Source organism: Pseudomonas sp. B3G-3, assembly GCF_028640915.1.
GTDB lineage: Bacteria > Pseudomonadota > Gammaproteobacteria > Pseudomonadales > Pseudomonadaceae > Aquipseudomonas > Aquipseudomonas chlororaphis_I.
Genome location: NZ_JAQZAB010000064.1, coordinates 167565 through 182599, shown reverse-complemented (window position 1 = coordinate 182599; position 15035 = coordinate 167565). Strand labels below are relative to the sequence as shown.

Sequence of the window (15035 nt, the reverse complement as noted above, 5' to 3'; positions counted from 1 at the left end):
TCAGCGCCGCCATTTTCCGCCTCTACAACTTGAGCAACGGCTCCTGGAAACGCAACAAACGCCCGGCGTTGCCCAGCACCAGCAAGGTGCTGAGGTTATGCAGCACCGCCGCAATCATCGCCCCCGCCGCGCCGAGCCAGCCGAACGCGGCGAAGGCGACGATGGCCAGGGTCCAGCCCAGGCCGATGATCACATTGACTTGCAGGGTCTGGCGGCACTGGCGGCTCAGGCGCACACAGGTGCCGAGGCGCCGCAGGTCGCTGCCGATCAGCACGATATCGGCCGAGGCCAGGGCGATGTCCGCTCCGCCTGCGCCCATGGCCACGCCGACCACGCCAGCCTTGAGCGCCAGGGAATCGTTGATCCCGTCGCCCACCACCATCGGCCGGAAACCGCTGTCGATTTCCCCCAGCACGCGTTTGAGTTTGTCTTCCGGCAGCGCCTGGGCTTCGACATCGCCGATGCCAACATCCCGCGCCAGGCTGTCGGCGACACTCTGGCGGTCACCGGTCAGCAACAGCTGGCGGCCCAGCCCCAGTTCACGCAGTTCGTCGAGGGCAAAACGCGCCTCCGGCTTGACGCTGTCGGCCAGCAATAGCCAGGCGAGAAATTCGCCGTTCAACGCCAGCCCGGCAATCGGTCCGTCATGTTCCGGTACCGCGGTGGTGGCGATGCCGAGTTGACTGAACAACTCGGGACGCCCCAGGGCCGCTTCGCCCTGCTCGGTCTGCGCCACCACGCCGAGGCCCTGGCGCTCGTGAATATCCGACAACACCAGGAAATGCTCCTGGGCCACCAACCCGGCCAGCGCGCGGCTGACCGGGTGGCTGCTGGCCGAACCGAGGCTGGCCGCGAGGTTCAACAAGGCCTGGCGATCTTCCCGCGGGCTGTCGATGGATTGCAGGCGCAAGGTGCCAAACGTCAGGGTGCCGGTCTTGTCCACCACCAGCGAGGTCAGGTCCGCCAGCTCCTCGAGGAACGCCGAGCTGCGAATCAGGATGCCATGACGCGCTGCCACGGCGATCCCGGCAATCGCCGTGGCCGGCGCGGACAGCACCAGGGCGCAGGGACAGGCCGCCACCAGCACCGCGAGCATCGCCTGGGCATCGTTGGTGATGAACCAGGTCACCGCTGCCAGCAGCAACACCAGCACCATGTAGCTGCCGGCGTAACGTTCGAGCAACCGGGTGATCGGCGGCTTGGAGCGCTCGGCGCTTTGCATCAGCGCGATGACCTTGCCCAGGGTCGATTCGTGGCCAGTGCGGGTCACTTCCAGGCGCAACAGGCCGTCGAGATTGATCGCCCCGCCGAACACCTGCATACCGACATCGGCCTCCAACGGCACCGACTCGCCGGTGATCGGCGCAGTGTCAAGGCTGGCTTGCCCGGACAGCACCAGGCCGTCGGCGGGCACCCGGTCGCCGGCGCGCACCTCGACGATATCGCCGGCCTTGAGCGTGGCGTTGTCCACCTCGCCAATGCTGCCGTCGGCCTGCACCAGCCGCGCATGGCTGCGGGTCAAACGGCCCAGGGCATGAATGGCTTCCTGGGAACCGATGACGCTGCGCTCTTCCAGCACGTGGCCGAAGATCATGATGATCGGCAACAGCGCCGCGGTCAGCAGGTCGCCGGTGGCCCAGGCGCCGAGCATGGCCAGGGCGATCAACTGGTCGGTAATGCCGTGCAGGCTCGGGTAACGCAGGCTGTACCAGGCCGAACGCATCACCGGCAGCGCCACCAGCAACGAGGCAAAACCCAGCAGCAACTGGCTGACGCCGGTCTGTTCCGGGGCCAGCCAGCGCCAGACCAGGCCCAGGCCGAGCAGCCCCAAGGCCAGCATGGCCAGGGTCAGCTGGCGCGCGGCGCTGCGTTGTTCGGCGGAAGTCAGCATGCTCGCCGGCGCGGCGGCATGGGTGTGAGCAGTCATGGTTGGGCTCCCTGAATGATCAGGCGGGAATCGTCTTTGGGATTGACCGTGGTCACCGAGCCGGCCTGACCGAGAATCTTCGGCAGGCGTTCGCGGTAGATGCGCAGGAGCATTTCCGGGTCGGTGCCATTGCGTTGCGCCTGGGCCAGGCTCTGGATGGTCGCGGTGTCGGCCTGGGCCTTGGCCAGGCGTTCACCGGCCTGGGCGTGCGCCACCTGCAAGGTACGGTCGGCCTGTTCGTTGGCGGTTTGCGTGAGCTTTTCGGCGTCGGTGCGGGCGTTGGCCACCGCCTTGTCGGCTTGCTGGCTGGCGGTCAGCACCGCGTTGAAGGCGCTGACCGCCGGCCCCGGCAAACTGGACTGGACGTCGACCCGGGTCACCTCGATGCCGATCCCCTGCCCGGTCGCCGCCAGATCCGCCAGCCGTTGGTTGATACCTTGCACCAGATCGCCACGCAACCGTTCGCGACGCTCGGCGGCCTGATTGTCGGCCCCGATCAGTTCCGGACGCGCCACCAATATCGTGTCGAGATCGCGGGCGGCGGTCAGGGCCAGGGCACTGCGGGTCACCAGCCGATCCAGCGCCGGCAACACATGTTCGCCCTGCAACACGAAGGCATAGGGCTCGGTGACCTTGTAGAACACCCGCACATCCAGCTGCACCACCCCGGCGTCGCCGGTCAGCAAATAACCGGAACCGGCCAGGGCATCGCTCAGCGGTACGGCGAAACTCGCCACCTTGTCACCCTTTAGGGCCGCATCGGAACGCAGCAGGCTTTCCACCCGGCGCTCGATCACCCGGTCCGCGGCGGGCAACAGCACCACCTGTTCGAACGGTTTCGGCCAGGCCAGCAACAATCCAGCGTTCTGAATGCGATCCAGAGCGCCGAAATGCAGGACCACCGCACGGTTCTGTGGATCGATCTGCCGCACATTGGAAAACGCCCAGGCCAGTGCCGCCAGCACGGTCACCGCATACAGGGCGAGAAACGCCAGGCGACCGGCCTGAATCCACGGGCTGCCAAGTTCATGTGTTCCACGTGGAACCAAACTCATGGTTGCGACCCGGCGGCTTTATTGCCGAGGGTCGGCGGCCCGTCCACCAGCACCCGGAACGGTGCGGCATCGGTGCGCAGAATCAGCTTGGTGCCCGGGGTCACCACCGTGCCCAAGGTGTCCAGCGAACGCAGCAGGTTGTACAGCTGCGGCGAACCGGCATAAGCGCGGCCATAAATCTCCGCCGCCTGCACCCGGGATTGCGCTTCGATATCCGCGGCCTTCACCGTGGCGTCGGCCTGGACGATGCGCGCATCGCGCTCGGCGGCGGAACGGATTTGCGCCGCTTCGCGCTTGCCGATGGCCGTGCGTTCGGTGGCGATGGTTTCACGCTCGGCGCGCATACGGTCGACGGTGGCGGTCAGGGTCACCGAGGGTAGGGTCAGGCGTTCCACGCCGACTTGCAGCACGCGCACGCCATAGGTACTCAGCAATTGCTGTTCGATCTGTTTGCGCAACTGGGCTTCGAAGTCGGCGATGCGCACCTTGCTCGCATCGGTGTTCACCAGATTGGCCAGGTCGAAACTGCTGGCGGTGGTTTCCAGGGCCGAGCCGACAAAGGTACGGATCTGCCGCGCCGCTTCGTCCGGCTGGTTCTGCACCGCGCGCATAAAGCGCTTCACGTTGTCCGGGTCGCCCTGCACCTGCCACGCCACATAGGCCTGGACGATGATGCGCAGACCGTCGCGGGTGCCGACATCCTGCAAACCGCTGGACGTGGTGCGCAGGCGCAGGTCCACTGGGATCGCCGCCTCGAACGGTGCCGGCCAGCGCCAGCCGAGGCCCGGCTCCAGCAGCACCCGCGCCGGGTTGCCAAAACGGGTGATCACCGTGGCTTCGCCGGAACGCACTTGCACCAGGCTCGCCGCAGCGACGGCGAACAGCACCAGCAACAGCGCCCAGGCCATGCGCCGCCAGGGAAAGGGCCCCGCCTCTTCCGGCGCGCCGTGGTGGTGATGGTGCCCGTGGTGGTGATGACCACCGTGGCCGTGATCGTGGCCGGCGTGATCCTGATGATCGTGGGAATGGGACTGGCTCAATGGACGGCTCCTGGCTGAGCGGTGTTACCCGGCACCGAAGGCTCGGTTGGCAAAGTGAATGTACGCAGGTCGAGGGTCGGTGCGTTGGCGCCGCCCAGGCGATGATCGAGTACCAGCAACTTGGCGTTGCGCAGGCCCTGGCTCAGCTGGCTCAAATACTGCTCCAGAACGAATGCCTGGCCGGCGCTGGCATAGGCCTTTTGCTCGGCGGAGAAACGCAGGTCGGCCGCTTGCGCCGTGGCCTGCACTTCATGGGCCGAGGCCTGGGCCTGGTCGCGGGCAATGCTGGCCTGCAACTGCGCCTGGTTGGTCTGTTCGCTGGCCGCGCCGCGCTCGCGTGAAATCAGCGCCTGGGCGCCGATCTGCGCGGCCTGGACACCGTGATAAGCATTGGCGGCGCCCGCCGGCGGGTGAATGGCTTCGACCACGGTGGCGAGAATCTCCACCCCGCTGTCGAGCTTCTCCAGGTCGGCCTGCACCGCGCGGCCGATATCCTCGGCCAGGTTGGTACGGTCTTCGCCCAACAGGCCATCGAGGGTGCGCGAGGCAAAGTCGTGGACCAGGATGCGGCTGGCGGTGCTGCGGATCAGCATCGGAATGTCGGCGCTGTTGTAGGTCGCCGCCAGCGCCGCCTGATCGCTCAGGCCGATGCGATAGACGAAGCGCACATCCATGTTGACGATCTGGAAACTCTGTTTGTCGGCACTGCCGCTGGCGATCACCTGGGACTTGTCGTTCACGTGGCTGGCGTCCCACAAGCGGTTGGCCACCAATGGCGGCGGCCCTTCGGCGGATGCCGGTTCGACTACGGTAGGCGCCTCGCCGACGCTGGTGGCCAGTTCATGCACCACGCCGTTCTCCACACTCAGCACCCGCCCCAGCGGCCAGGGCAGACCCGCGTGCAAACCCGGGCCAAAGACCGCCACCGGCTTGCCGAAACGTTCGTAGATACCTCGCCCCTGCAACGGCACTTCATGCAGGCCGGTGAGCAGCCAGCCCACCCCGAGCACCACCAGCAGTACCGGCAGGAACGCCCGGCGCATATAAGTGAAGGCCCAGATCTGCCGCAGATCGATGCCGAAGCGGTTGTGCAATTCGTGCTGCAAGGCCAGCAAAGGCTGCGGCGGCCAGCGCAACAAATCGGCAATCACGCTGTGGGCCAACATGCGCGGTTCCAGTTGCGCGCGCCGCGGGCTGAACAACGACAGCACCGCGCGCAGCAGGAACTCCAGGGCCACCAGCGCCGGCAATACCCCGATCAACACGCCCAGGCGCACCGGCCAGAGCGCCGTGTCGCTGCTGAACAACAGGCACAGCGCGGCCAGTACCAGGCTGATGATCGCCACTCGCGCCAACTGTGCCAGCGCCTCGGCTTCCGGCCATTCGCCGGGGTGTTCCTGGCTCAGCTGGCGCTCGAACACCAGCAAGCCGAAGGCCAGCAACAGCGCCAGCACCGCGCCGACATTGCCCGCCAGGCCCAGGGCCGCGGCGGACAGGCTCAGGTTCCACGCCTGCTCGATGACCAACAGCACCAGCAAGGCCCAGCCACCCAGCCACAGGGTCGGCGCGCCGATCTGCGCCAGCAGCCCGGACCAACGCTGGCTGATGCCGTCCAGCAAGCGTTCGTACCAGCCGTCATCGGGCAAGGGTTCGTCCACAACCGGCTCCGGGCTCGGCGCCACATCTGGCGCGCGCAACACACCCGCGCGCCAGGCACTGACCCAGCCCGCCGCCTGCAGGCCGCCGACCAGCACCAGCAAAGCCGCCGCCAGATTGACCAGCAACGCCGGCCACAAGGATTGCGGGGCAAACAGGTCGACGAAAAACGCCAGCACCAACCCCACCCCGGCCAGCCCCGCCAGCCCGATGCCCCAACGCTTCAGACGGCGCTCGTGAAAGGCCGCCCGCTGAAACCTCGGCAAGGCTTCGACCCCCGCCCCTTCAGTCTCAAGATCGACTTGCATACCACCCCAACGCTGGTCGTTAACCCGTTCCGGCCTGTGGATAACTCTTCGGCAGGCCGCTGTATTTGTCACAAATCGTTACGATATAACGATAGTAGTGAAATTTTCGTCGCTTACCTATGCCTTTATTTGCCATGAGCGCGTCACAAAGCCGGGGAAAACCGCTGCTGCGCTGATGCCAGCCCGCGAGATCTGTGGCCATAATCCGTGGCCCACTTTGTGACAAGGAAACGTCCAGCCATGCTCTCCATCTACCAGCTCAAACCGCGCTTCCAGAATCTGCTGCGGCCTTGGGTCCAGCGCCTGTACGACAACGGCACCACGGCCAACCAGATCACCGTGCTGGCAGGGGTGATTTCGGTGCTGGTGGGGGCCCTGATCGGCAGTTTCGCCAACCACCTCTGGCTGTTCATCCTGATCCCGCTGTGGATGATCCTGCGCATGGCGCTGAACGCCATCGACGGCATGCTGGCCCGGGAATTCGGCCAGCAATCGCGCCTGGGTGCCTACCTCAACGAATTGTGCGATGTGATTGCCGACAGCGCGCTGATCCTGCCTTTCGCGCTGATTGCCGGCGTCAGCCTGCCGCTGGTCCTGCTGGTGACGCTGCTGGCGCTGTTCAGCGAATACGCCGGCGTGCTCGGGCCGATGATCGGCGCCTCGCGTCGCTACGACGGCCCCATGGGCAAGAGCGACCGGGCGTTCGTACTCGGCGTGCTGGCCACCGGCATCGCCCTGGGCTGGCTCAGCGCCGCCTGGATCAATGGCCTGCTGGCGGTGGTCGCCGCGTTGTTGGTCTACACCTTGATCAACCGGGTTCGCCAGGGCCTGCTCGAAGCACGACAGCAAGACGTGCCACAACCAGAAGCACCACAACAAGTGCAGCAAAACGCCCCCTCGGAATAAGGAAGTTGCCATGCGCGAAGCTCTCCACCAGACCTTCACCACTCACGACGGCGTCGAGCTGTTCTACCGCCACTGGCCGGCCACCGCCGCCCCCGCGGACGGCCCGCGCCAGGCCGTGCTGCTGTTCCACCGCGGCCACGAACACTCCGCGCGCATCGCCCATCTGGTGGACGAACTGGACCTGCCGGCCTTCGATTTCTTCGCCTGGGACGCCCGCGGCCATGGCCAGTCGCCCGGCGCCCGGGGCGACAGCCCGAGCTTCGCCACCAGCGTGCGCGACGTGCAGACCTTCTGCGATCACCTGCGGGCCAGCCACGGCATCGACGAAGAACACATGGCCGTGGTGGCCCAGAGCGTCGGCGCGGTGATCGCATCCACCTGGGTCCATGACTACGCACCGCGCATCCGCGCCCTGGTGCTGGCGTCGCCGGCGTTCAAGGTCAAGCTCTACGTGCCTTTCGCCCGCCCGGGCCTGGCGCTGATGCGGCGGTTTCGCGGCAACTTTTTCGTCAACAGCTACGTCAAGGCGCGCTTCCTCAGCCACGACCCGGCGCGGGTGGCCTCCTATGACAGCGATCCACTGATCACCAAGGCGATCTCGGTGAACGTGCTGCTCGGCCTGTACGAAGCTGCCGAACGGGTGGTGGCCGACGCCCAGGCGATCCAGGTGCCGACCCAGCTGTTGATCTCCGGCGCCGACTTCGTCGTCCATCGCCGGCCCCAGGAGCAGTTCTTCGAGCGCCTGGGCAGCCTGCACAAGGAAAAACACATCCTGCCGGGCTTCTTCCACGACACCCTCGGCGAGAAGGCCCGGGCCCCGGCCGTCGCCAGCGCCCGGCGGTTCATCCTGCAGAACTTCGCGCGGCCGCTGAACCGCCCTTCCCTGCTCGACGCCGACCGCCTGGGCCTGACCTGCGCCGAATCCGAGGCACTGGCGGCGCCCCTGCCACGCAACTCCCTGCGCGACCTCTACTGGCGCCTGACCCGCGCCAGCATGCGCCTGGGCAGCCAGCTCTCGGCCGGGGTCAAGCTGGGCTTCGACACCGGTTTCGACTCCGGCAGCACCCTGGACTACGTGTACCGCAACCAAGCGACCGGCACCTCGGCCCTGGGCCGGATGATCGACCGCAACTACCTGGACTCCATCGGCTGGCGCGGCATTCGCCAACGCAAGCTGCATGTGGAAGAACTGCTGCGCCTGGCCATGGAGAAATTGCGCGCCCAGCAGCGCGAAGTGCGCATCGTCGACATCGCCGCCGGCCACGGGCGCTACATTCTCGAAGCCTTGCAGGGCGTCAGCCCGCTGCCGGAATCGATCCTGCTGCGCGACTACAGCGACATCAACGTGCGCGACGGCAGCGCGCTGATCGCCGAGAAAGGCCTGGGCCAGATTGCCCGCTTCGTCAAGGCCGACGCCTTCGACCGCAACGACCTCGCAGCCCTGAAGCCCAAGCCGACGCTGGCGGTGGTGTCCGGCCTGTACGAGCTGTTCGCCGACAACCAGATGGTCAGCGACTCCCTGGCGGGCCTGGCCGCCGCCGTGGAGCCCGGCGGTTACCTGGTCTACACCGGGCAGCCGTGGCACCCGCAGCTGGAGCTGATCGCCCGCGCCCTGACCAGCCATCGCGCGGGGCAGGCCTGGGTCATGCGCCGGCGGACCCAGGCCGAGATGGACCAACTGGTGGAAGCCGCGGGGTTCCGCCGGATCACCCTGCGCGTCGACCAGTGGGGCATTTTCAGCGTGTCGCTGGCGCAGCGGGTGCAATGATGACGGTCGCCGCGACATACACCCGTGAGCCCGGCCTGCTGAAACCCGCGGTGCTCTGGCTGTTGCTGCTGGCGCCGCTGTTTTTCGGCACCTACGGCTTCGCCACCTGGGTTACTTCGCAACGGGCCGAGGTCGGCAGCCTGGTGTTCGACTGGGAGCGGCAGATGCCGTTCTGGGCCTGGAGCATCGTGCCCTACTGGTCGATCGACCTGCTGTACGGCTTTTCCCTGCTGCTGCCCACCAGCCGCGAAGAACTCAAGCGCCACGCCTTGCGCCTGTTGACCGCGCAAGTCATCGCGGTCAGCTGCTTCCTGCTCTGGCCGTTGCGCTTCACCTTCCAGCGCCCGGAGCTGGATGGCCTGTTCGGCTGGCTGTTCGACGTGCTGGCCGGCTTCGACAAGCCGTTCAACCAGGCGCCGTCGCTGCACATCGCGCTGCTGGTGGTGCTGTGGGTCTGCTATGCGCGGCATGTCCAGGGCGCCTGGCGCTGGCTGGTGCACGGCTGGTTCGCGCTGATCGGCGTATCGGTGCTGACCACTTATCAACACCACTTTATCGACCTGCCCACAGGCGCCCTGGCCGGTTGGCTGTGCGTCTGGCTGTGGCCGCTGGACCGTCCCGGCATGCTGCAGAACCTGCGCCTGGCTCGCGATCGCCAGCGCTGGCGTCTGGCGTTGCGTTATGCCCTGGGGGCACTGCTGTTTGCCGTGCCGGCCCTGGCCTTCGCCGCAACCTGGCTGTGGCTGCTGTGGCCCGCCGTGGCCCTTCTGCTGGTGGCGCTGAACTACGGATTGTTCGACGCCAAGGGTTTCCAGAAAGGCGCGGACGGCCGCCTTAGCAACGCCACGCGCTGGCTGCTGGCGCCTTACCTGGCGGCGGCCTGGACCAATTCCCGGCTGTGGACACGCAAGCATCCACAGCCCGACGAGGTTGTGGATAACGTCTGGCTCGGGCGCGTGCCGACCCCGGGCGAGCTGCAGGACAGTCCGTTCAGCGCGGTGGTCGACCTGTGCGCCGAGCTGTCCATGGACGGTCGCCACCTGGCCTATCGCTGCGTGCCGGTGCTCGACCTGACCGCGCCCACCACCGCGCAATGCCGCGAGGCCGCGCAAGCCATCGAAAGCCTGCGCGAGCATGCGCCGCTGCTGGTCTGCTGCGCCCTGGGCTATTCGCGCAGTGCCACCGCCGTGGCCGCCTGGCTGTTGTACACAGGCCGTGCCGCCAGCGTCGATGCGGCCATCGTGCAGATCCGTCGCGCACGCCCGCAGATCGTCCTGCAACCCGCGCACCGCCGGGCCCTGGAGCCTTTATCCACAGCCCAGGGGAAGGTGCATGGCCACTGATATGGAACTGCATGCGGTGGCGAGCCTGTTGCGCCGCGGGCATTCGCTGGACCTGTTATCCACAGGCCTGACACTGCTCGGTGCCCTGCTTGGCCTCGGCCAATGGTTGCTCGGCGTGTCCGCCCCCTGGGCCATTGCCCTGAGCGTCGCCCTGCTGCTCCTGGGAGTGCTGCAAAAGTACTGGGCGCTGCGGGTGGCCTTCGATGCCGAGTTGTTCCAGCGAGTGGCGGACAGCCCGCTGCCGCTGGCCGAACGCAGCGCCGCGCTGGACCAGGCGCTGAGCGCCCTCGGCCTGCAACCGGCGACCGCCGGCGGCCGCCCGTGGCAACAACGCAGCCGCGGCGCCCTCAACCTGTTGCGTCGCCAGGCCTGGCTGCTGGCGGCGCAAGTACTGCTGACACTGGGCTTCATCCTGGCCAGCCCCTGGCTGGCCATCGCCGGATAAGGAATTCTCATGCTCGAACCCCTGGTCGCCACCCTCATCACCTCCGCCGCCCGCACCATCACCGGGGCGCGCAGCCTGTGGCTCGGTTGCGGGCCGCAGGCGGTGCAACGCATCTACTTCGCCAACCACAGCAGCCACGGCGACTTCGTGCTGCTCTGGGCCTCGCTGCCGCCCGCGCTGCGCAAGGTGACGCGGCCAGTGGCCGGCGCCGATTACTGGCAGACCCGCCCTCTGCGCCGCTACATCATCAACCGGGTGTTCAACGGCGTGCTGATCGACCGCGAGCGCAAGGAGCCTGTGGATAACCCCTTGCAGCCGATGCTCGACGCCCTGGCCAACGGCGATTCGCTGATCATCTTCCCCGAAGGCACGCGCAACCTGGAGGAGGAAGGCCTGCTGCCGTTCAAGAGCGGCATCTATCACCTGGCGAAAAGTTACCCACAGGCCCAGGTGATTCCGGTGTGGATCGCCAACCTCAACCGCGTGATGCCCAAGGGCCGCTTCCTGCCCCTGCCGCTGTTGTGCACCACCAGCTTCGGCGCGCCGCTGTCCCTGGAGGACGGCGAAAGCAAAGAGCAATTCCTCGAACGCAGCCGCGCAGCGCTGCTGGCCATGGCCCCGGAGCATTCTTGAGATGGATAGGCAAACCCTGATGTTGTTCGGCGGGATCGGCGCGGTACTGGTGCTGGCCTCGCTGATCGGTTTTCTGCTCAAGCTGCGCACCCGTGGCGCGCCGAGCTCGGTGATCGACAACCTCAACGCGCGCATCAACGCCTGGTGGGTGATGGTGCTGGTGATCGGCGTCGCCTTCTGGCTCGGCACCAGCGCGGTGATCCTGCTGTTCTACGCCGTGTCCTTCTACGCCCTGCGCGAGTTCCTGACCCTGATGCCGACCCGGCGCAGCGACTACCCGGCGCTGGTGGCGGCGTTCTACCTGGCCCTGCCCGTGCAATACCTGCTGATCTACTTCGACTGGTACGGGCTGTTCTCGATCTTCATCCCGGTCTATGTGTTCCTGCTGCTGCCGATCCTCGCGTCCCTGGGCGGCGACAGCACGCACTTCCTGGAGCGTGCCTCGAAGGTCCAGTGGGGGCTGATGATCGCGGTGTTCTGCGTGTCGTTCGTGCCGGCGCTGCTGACCCTGGATATCGCCGGCTACGAAGGGCGCAACCTGCTGCTGATCGCCTACCTGGTGATCGTGGTGCAGATGTCGGACGTGCTGCAGTACGTCTGTGGAAAACTCTTCGGCAAACGCAAGATCGCCCCCCGGCTGTCGCCGTCCAAGACCGTGGAAGGTTTTGTCGGCGGCATCCTGCTGGCCTCGCTGATCGGCGGCGCGCTGTGGTGGATCACCCCGTTCACTATCTGGCAGTCGTTCCTGATCGCCCTGCTGATCAACCTGCTGGGCTTTGCCGGCGGCATCGTCATGTCGGCGATCAAGCGCGACCGCGGGGTAAAGGACTGGGGCCATATGATCGAAGGCCACGGCGGCATGCTCGATCGCCTGGACTCGGTGTGTTTCGCCGCGCCGATCTTCTTCCACCTCGTGCGCTACTGGTGGACCTGAACACCCCACCCCCTCTTCTTCTGTAGGAGCGAAGCTTGCTCGCGATGCGGCCAACGCGATTCAACGGCAGGACCGCGTCGATGCCATCGCGAGCAATCGAGCGTCGACCGGCTGCTCCTACAAGGAATGTGAACACCCCTGCTTGACCGCCAGCCCTTTGCACGCTCATATTACGGTCATAATTTTTTGCTCGACTACCTTTAAACCCGTCTTTGCGATCGCAGGAGAACAGCCATGAGCAGCTACGACGTCGTCATCCTCGGTGGGGGTCCCGGTGGCTACAACGCCGCCATTCGCGCCGGCCAGCTGGGGCTCAAGGCCGCCTGTGTCGAAGGCCGCGCCACCCTCGGCGGTACTTGCCTGAACGTCGGCTGCATGCCGTCCAAGGCCTTGCTGCATGCCTCGGAGTTGTACGACGCGGCCATGGGCAAGGAATTCGCCGAACTGGGCATCGAGGTCAAGCCCAGCCTCAACCTGGCCCAGATGATGAAGCAGAAGGATGACAGCGTGGCGGGCCTGACCAAGGGCATCGAGTTCCTGTTCCGCAAGAACAAGGTCGACTGGATCAAGGGCTGGGGCCATATCGACGGCCCGGGCCAGGTCACGGTGACCGACAGCGCCGGCGGCAAGACCCGGTTGCAGGCCAAGGACATCGTGATCGCCACCGGCTCCGAGCCGACACCGTTGCCCGGGGTGGAGATCGACAACCGGCGCATCCTCGACTCCACCGGCGCGCTGTCCCTCAGCGAAGTGCCCCGGCACCTGGTGGTGATTGGCGCCGGGGTGATCGGCCTGGAGCTGAGCTCGGTCTGGCGGCGCCTGGGGGCCCAGGTGACGGTGGTCGAGTACCTGGACCGCATCTGCCCCGGCGTCGATGGCGAAGCCGGCAAGACCCTGCAACGGGCCCTGGGCAAACAGGGGATCGCCTTCAAGCTCGGCACCAAGGTCACTAGCGCCAGCACCTCGGCCAACGGCGTGCAATTGAGCATCGAGCCGGCGGCGGGCGGCACGGCGCAGCTGCTGGAAGCCGACTACGTGCTGGTGGCCATCGGACGCCGGCCTTATACCCAGGGCCTGGGGCTGGAGAACGTCGGCCTGAGCACCGACTCGCGAGGCATGCTCGCCAACCGCCAGCACCGCACCGAGGCCCCTGGCGTGTGGGTGATTGGCGACGTCACGTCCGGGCCGATGCTCGCCCACAAGGCCGAGGACGAGGCCATGGCCTGTATCGAACAGATTGTCGGCAAGGCCGGTGAAGTGAACTACAACCTGATCCCCAGTGTGATCTACACCAAACCGGAGCTGGCCAGCGTCGGCAAGACCGAAGAGCAGCTCAAGGCCGAGGGCCGGGCCTACAAGGCCGGCAAGTTCCCTTTCACGGCCAACAGCCGGGCCAAGATCAACCATGAGACCGAAGGTTTCGCCAAGGTCCTGGCGGACGCGCAGACCGATGAAATCCTCGGCGTGCATTTAGTAGGACCGAGCGTCAGCGAAATGATCGGCGAATACTGCGTGGCCATGGAGTTTTCCGCCTCGGCCGAAGATATCGCCCTGACCTGCCACCCGCACCCGACCCGCTCCGAGGCATTGCGCCAGGCGGCGATGGATGTCGAGGGGATGGCGACGCAGATGTAGAGCCCGGTCCCGCCCCTGTAGCCGCTGCCGCAGGCTGCGATAAGGCCGAAGGCCTTCAGCGATCTTCAGATCCTGCGCGCCCTTCGGTCGCGATCGCAGCCTTCGGCAGCGGCTACAGATGATCGCGTCAGGCCGGTAGATGCCCCAGCGGCAGCGCCCCCGGGGTCTTCACCGTGTGGATCGCGAAGTTGCTGCGGATATCGCTGACGCCCGGCAGTTTCAGCAGGCTGCCGGTGAGAAAGCGGTCGTAGGCGCGCAGGTCCGGCACCACCACCTGCAGCAGAAAGTCCGACTCGCCGGACACCAGGAACGCCGAAAGCACCTCCGGCAGCGCCGTCACCGCCTTGTGGAAGGCTTCGGAATGCTCGTCGGTGTGCCGCTCGACCTTGACCCCGACGAACACCGTCAGCCCCAGGCCCACTTCATCGCGATCGAGGTTGGCCTGGTAGCCGCGAATCACCCCGGCTTCTTCCAGCATCCGTACCCGGCGCAGGCAGGGTGAGGGCGACAGGCCGATCTCCTCCGCCAGTTGCACGTTGCTCAGGCGGCCGTCGCGCTGCAGGGCGGCGAGAATCTTGCGGTCGTAGGCGTCCAGTTTCATTTTTGGCATTTTCCGATAGTCACTCCATGTCCAGACGGAAGATTATGCCAATTTCCGCCCTCATGCTGGCTGACTACGCAAGCACCTGCCCTGCCCTTCGGCCCTAGACTCTGGCTACCGAATCGACAACGAAAGGGGGTGGCAAGGTGGCACAACTCTGGATGTTTTTCCTGGCGCTGGCGGTGGTCTATCTGCTGCCCGGCCCCGACATGATCCTGCTGCTGCAAACCGGAGCTCGCCAGGGCAAGGGCCTGGCGCTGGCCACCGCGGCAGGCCTGGCGATCGCCCGGGGCTGCCATGTGGCGCTGGCGGCATTGGGCCTGGCCGCCCTGTTCAAGGCCGCGCCCTGGACCTTCGAAGTGGTACGCCTGGGCGGGGCCGCCTACCTGCTGTGGCTTGGCGTGCAGTGCCTGCGGGCCAACCTGCTGCCCAGCCTGCAAAACGGCGAAGCCGCGAGCGCATTGCGCTGGCGCGAAGCGATCCGCCGCGGCCTGCTGACCAACCTGCTCAACCCCAAGGCGCTGCTGTTCTGCTCGGTGTTGCTGCCACAGTTCATCGACCCGCAGGCCGGCCCCGTGGCCGCGCAGTTCGCCAGCCTCGGCCTGCTGCTGGTGCTGGTGGGGTTGCTGTTCGACAGCACCTACGCCCTGGCCGGCGCCTGGATCGGCCGCTGGCTGGCGCACAACCGCGCCGCCCAGCGGGTCCAGCAATGGCTGTTCGGCAGCCTGCTGATCGGCTTCGCCCTGCGCCTGACTTTCGTGCAACAGGCCTGAACTCTGTAGCC

The 15035-nt window shown here is 66.6% G+C and carries 13 protein-coding genes; 8 read left to right on the top strand and 5 right to left on the bottom strand.

What is annotated here, in order from left to right; genetic code table 11:
- Positions 1-22: 22 nt before the first annotated feature.
- From PVZ80_RS04770 to hflK (PVZ80_RS04755), 4 genes are read right to left on the bottom strand one after another with little or no spacing between them, the layout of a single operon-like run.
- Entirely contained in the window at positions 23-1927 is a 1905-nt protein-coding gene (locus tag PVZ80_RS04770) for a cation-translocating P-type ATPase (protein WP_110177304.1), read from the bottom strand.
- Positions 1924-2982 carry a protease modulator HflK gene (gene hflK / locus PVZ80_RS04765; RefSeq protein WP_257371774.1) on the bottom strand — a complete coding sequence of 353 codons (1059 nt, stop codon included), beginning with the start codon at positions 2980-2982 and terminating at the stop codon, positions 1924-1926. Before hflK (PVZ80_RS04765) ends, PVZ80_RS04770 begins: the two co-directional genes overlap by 4 nt.
- The gene (hflC, locus tag PVZ80_RS04760; protein ID WP_028683618.1) at positions 2979-4022 is read right to left on the bottom strand and encodes a protease modulator HflC; all 1044 of its coding nucleotides are present in this window, start codon (positions 4020-4022) and stop codon (positions 2979-2981) included. Before hflC ends, hflK (PVZ80_RS04765) begins: the two co-directional genes overlap by 4 nt.
- Positions 4019-5986, bottom strand: a complete 1968-nt coding sequence (hflK, locus tag PVZ80_RS04755; protein ID WP_135007067.1) for a protease modulator HflK — start codon at positions 5984-5986, stop codon at positions 4019-4021. The genes hflC and hflK (PVZ80_RS04755) overlap by 4 nt, the downstream gene beginning before the upstream one ends.
- 240 nt (positions 5987-6226) lie before the next feature.
- Between hflK (PVZ80_RS04755) and PVZ80_RS04750 the strand changes: the two genes are divergently transcribed.
- From PVZ80_RS04750 to lpdA, 7 genes are all read left to right on the top strand, one after another.
- A complete protein-coding gene (locus PVZ80_RS04750) occupies positions 6227-6892 on the top strand; it encodes a CDP-alcohol phosphatidyltransferase family protein (RefSeq protein WP_016703978.1) in 666 nt (221 codons plus the stop codon).
- Between the two features lie 10 nt (positions 6893-6902).
- The gene (locus tag PVZ80_RS04745) at positions 6903-8660 is read left to right on the top strand and encodes a bifunctional alpha/beta hydrolase/class I SAM-dependent methyltransferase (RefSeq protein ID WP_273863474.1); all 1758 of its coding nucleotides are present in this window, start codon (positions 6903-6905) and stop codon (positions 8658-8660) included.
- The gene (locus PVZ80_RS04740) at positions 8660-10003 is read left to right on the top strand and encodes a phosphatase PAP2/dual specificity phosphatase family protein (protein ID WP_135007128.1); all 1344 of its coding nucleotides are present in this window, start codon (positions 8660-8662) and stop codon (positions 10001-10003) included. The genes PVZ80_RS04745 and PVZ80_RS04740 overlap by 1 nt, the downstream gene beginning before the upstream one ends.
- On the top strand, positions 9993-10448 hold the full coding sequence (locus tag PVZ80_RS04735) for a hypothetical protein (protein WP_016703975.1): 456 nt from the start codon (positions 9993-9995) through the stop codon (positions 10446-10448). The genes PVZ80_RS04740 and PVZ80_RS04735 overlap by 11 nt, the downstream gene beginning before the upstream one ends.
- Positions 10449-10457: 9 nt before the next feature.
- The gene (locus PVZ80_RS04730; protein WP_009051662.1) at positions 10458-11081 is read left to right on the top strand and encodes a lysophospholipid acyltransferase family protein; all 624 of its coding nucleotides are present in this window, start codon (positions 10458-10460) and stop codon (positions 11079-11081) included.
- A 1-nt stretch (position 11082) separates the two neighbouring features.
- Positions 11083-12015 carry a phosphatidate cytidylyltransferase gene (locus PVZ80_RS04725; RefSeq protein WP_009051663.1) on the top strand — a complete coding sequence of 311 codons (933 nt, stop codon included), beginning with the start codon at positions 11083-11085 and terminating at the stop codon, positions 12013-12015.
- A 234-nt stretch (positions 12016-12249) separates the two neighbouring features.
- Positions 12250-13650 (top strand): dihydrolipoyl dehydrogenase, encoded by a 1401-nt coding sequence (gene lpdA, locus PVZ80_RS04720; RefSeq protein WP_273863473.1) that lies wholly within the window; start codon positions 12250-12252, stop codon positions 13648-13650.
- Positions 13651-13777: 127 nt separating this feature from the next.
- Here the strand turns inward: lpdA and PVZ80_RS04715 are convergent, their stop codons facing one another.
- Entirely contained in the window at positions 13778-14251 is a 474-nt protein-coding gene (locus tag PVZ80_RS04715; protein WP_009051665.1) for an Lrp/AsnC family transcriptional regulator, read from the bottom strand.
- A 146-nt stretch (positions 14252-14397) separates the two neighbouring features.
- Here PVZ80_RS04715 and PVZ80_RS04710 point away from each other — a divergent pair, with 146 nt between their 5' ends.
- The gene (locus tag PVZ80_RS04710; RefSeq protein WP_009051666.1) at positions 14398-15024 is read left to right on the top strand and encodes a LysE family translocator; all 627 of its coding nucleotides are present in this window, start codon (positions 14398-14400) and stop codon (positions 15022-15024) included.
- Positions 15025-15035: the final 11 nt, after the last annotated feature.

Excerpts from the sequence above, each read along its gene's own strand:
- PVZ80_RS04770 (WP_110177304.1), bottom strand. The coding sequence starts at position 1,927 with ATGACTGCTCACACCCATGCCGCCGCGCCGGCGAGCATGCTGACTTCC.
- PVZ80_RS04730 (WP_009051662.1), top strand. The coding sequence starts at position 10,458 with ATGCTCGAACCCCTGGTCGCCACCCTCATCACCTCCGCCGCCCGCACC.
- lpdA (WP_273863473.1), top strand. The coding sequence starts at position 12,250 with ATGAGCAGCTACGACGTCGTCATCCTCGGTGGGGGTCCCGGTGGCTAC.
- PVZ80_RS04745 (WP_273863474.1), top strand. The coding sequence starts at position 6,903 with ATGCGCGAAGCTCTCCACCAGACCTTCACCACTCACGACGGCGTCGAG.
- PVZ80_RS04725 (WP_009051663.1), top strand. The coding sequence starts at position 11,083 with ATGGATAGGCAAACCCTGATGTTGTTCGGCGGGATCGGCGCGGTACTG.
- PVZ80_RS04750 (WP_016703978.1), top strand. The coding sequence starts at position 6,227 with ATGCTCTCCATCTACCAGCTCAAACCGCGCTTCCAGAATCTGCTGCGG.
- PVZ80_RS04735 (WP_016703975.1), top strand. The coding sequence starts at position 9,993 with ATGGCCACTGATATGGAACTGCATGCGGTGGCGAGCCTGTTGCGCCGC.
- hflK (WP_135007067.1), bottom strand. The coding sequence starts at position 5,986 with ATGCAAGTCGATCTTGAGACTGAAGGGGCGGGGGTCGAAGCCTTGCCG.
- PVZ80_RS04740 (WP_135007128.1), top strand. The coding sequence starts at position 8,660 with ATGACGGTCGCCGCGACATACACCCGTGAGCCCGGCCTGCTGAAACCC.
- PVZ80_RS04715 (WP_009051665.1), bottom strand. The coding sequence starts at position 14,251 with ATGAAACTGGACGCCTACGACCGCAAGATTCTCGCCGCCCTGCAGCGC.
- hflK (WP_257371774.1), bottom strand. The coding sequence starts at position 2,982 with ATGAGTTTGGTTCCACGTGGAACACATGAACTTGGCAGCCCGTGGATT.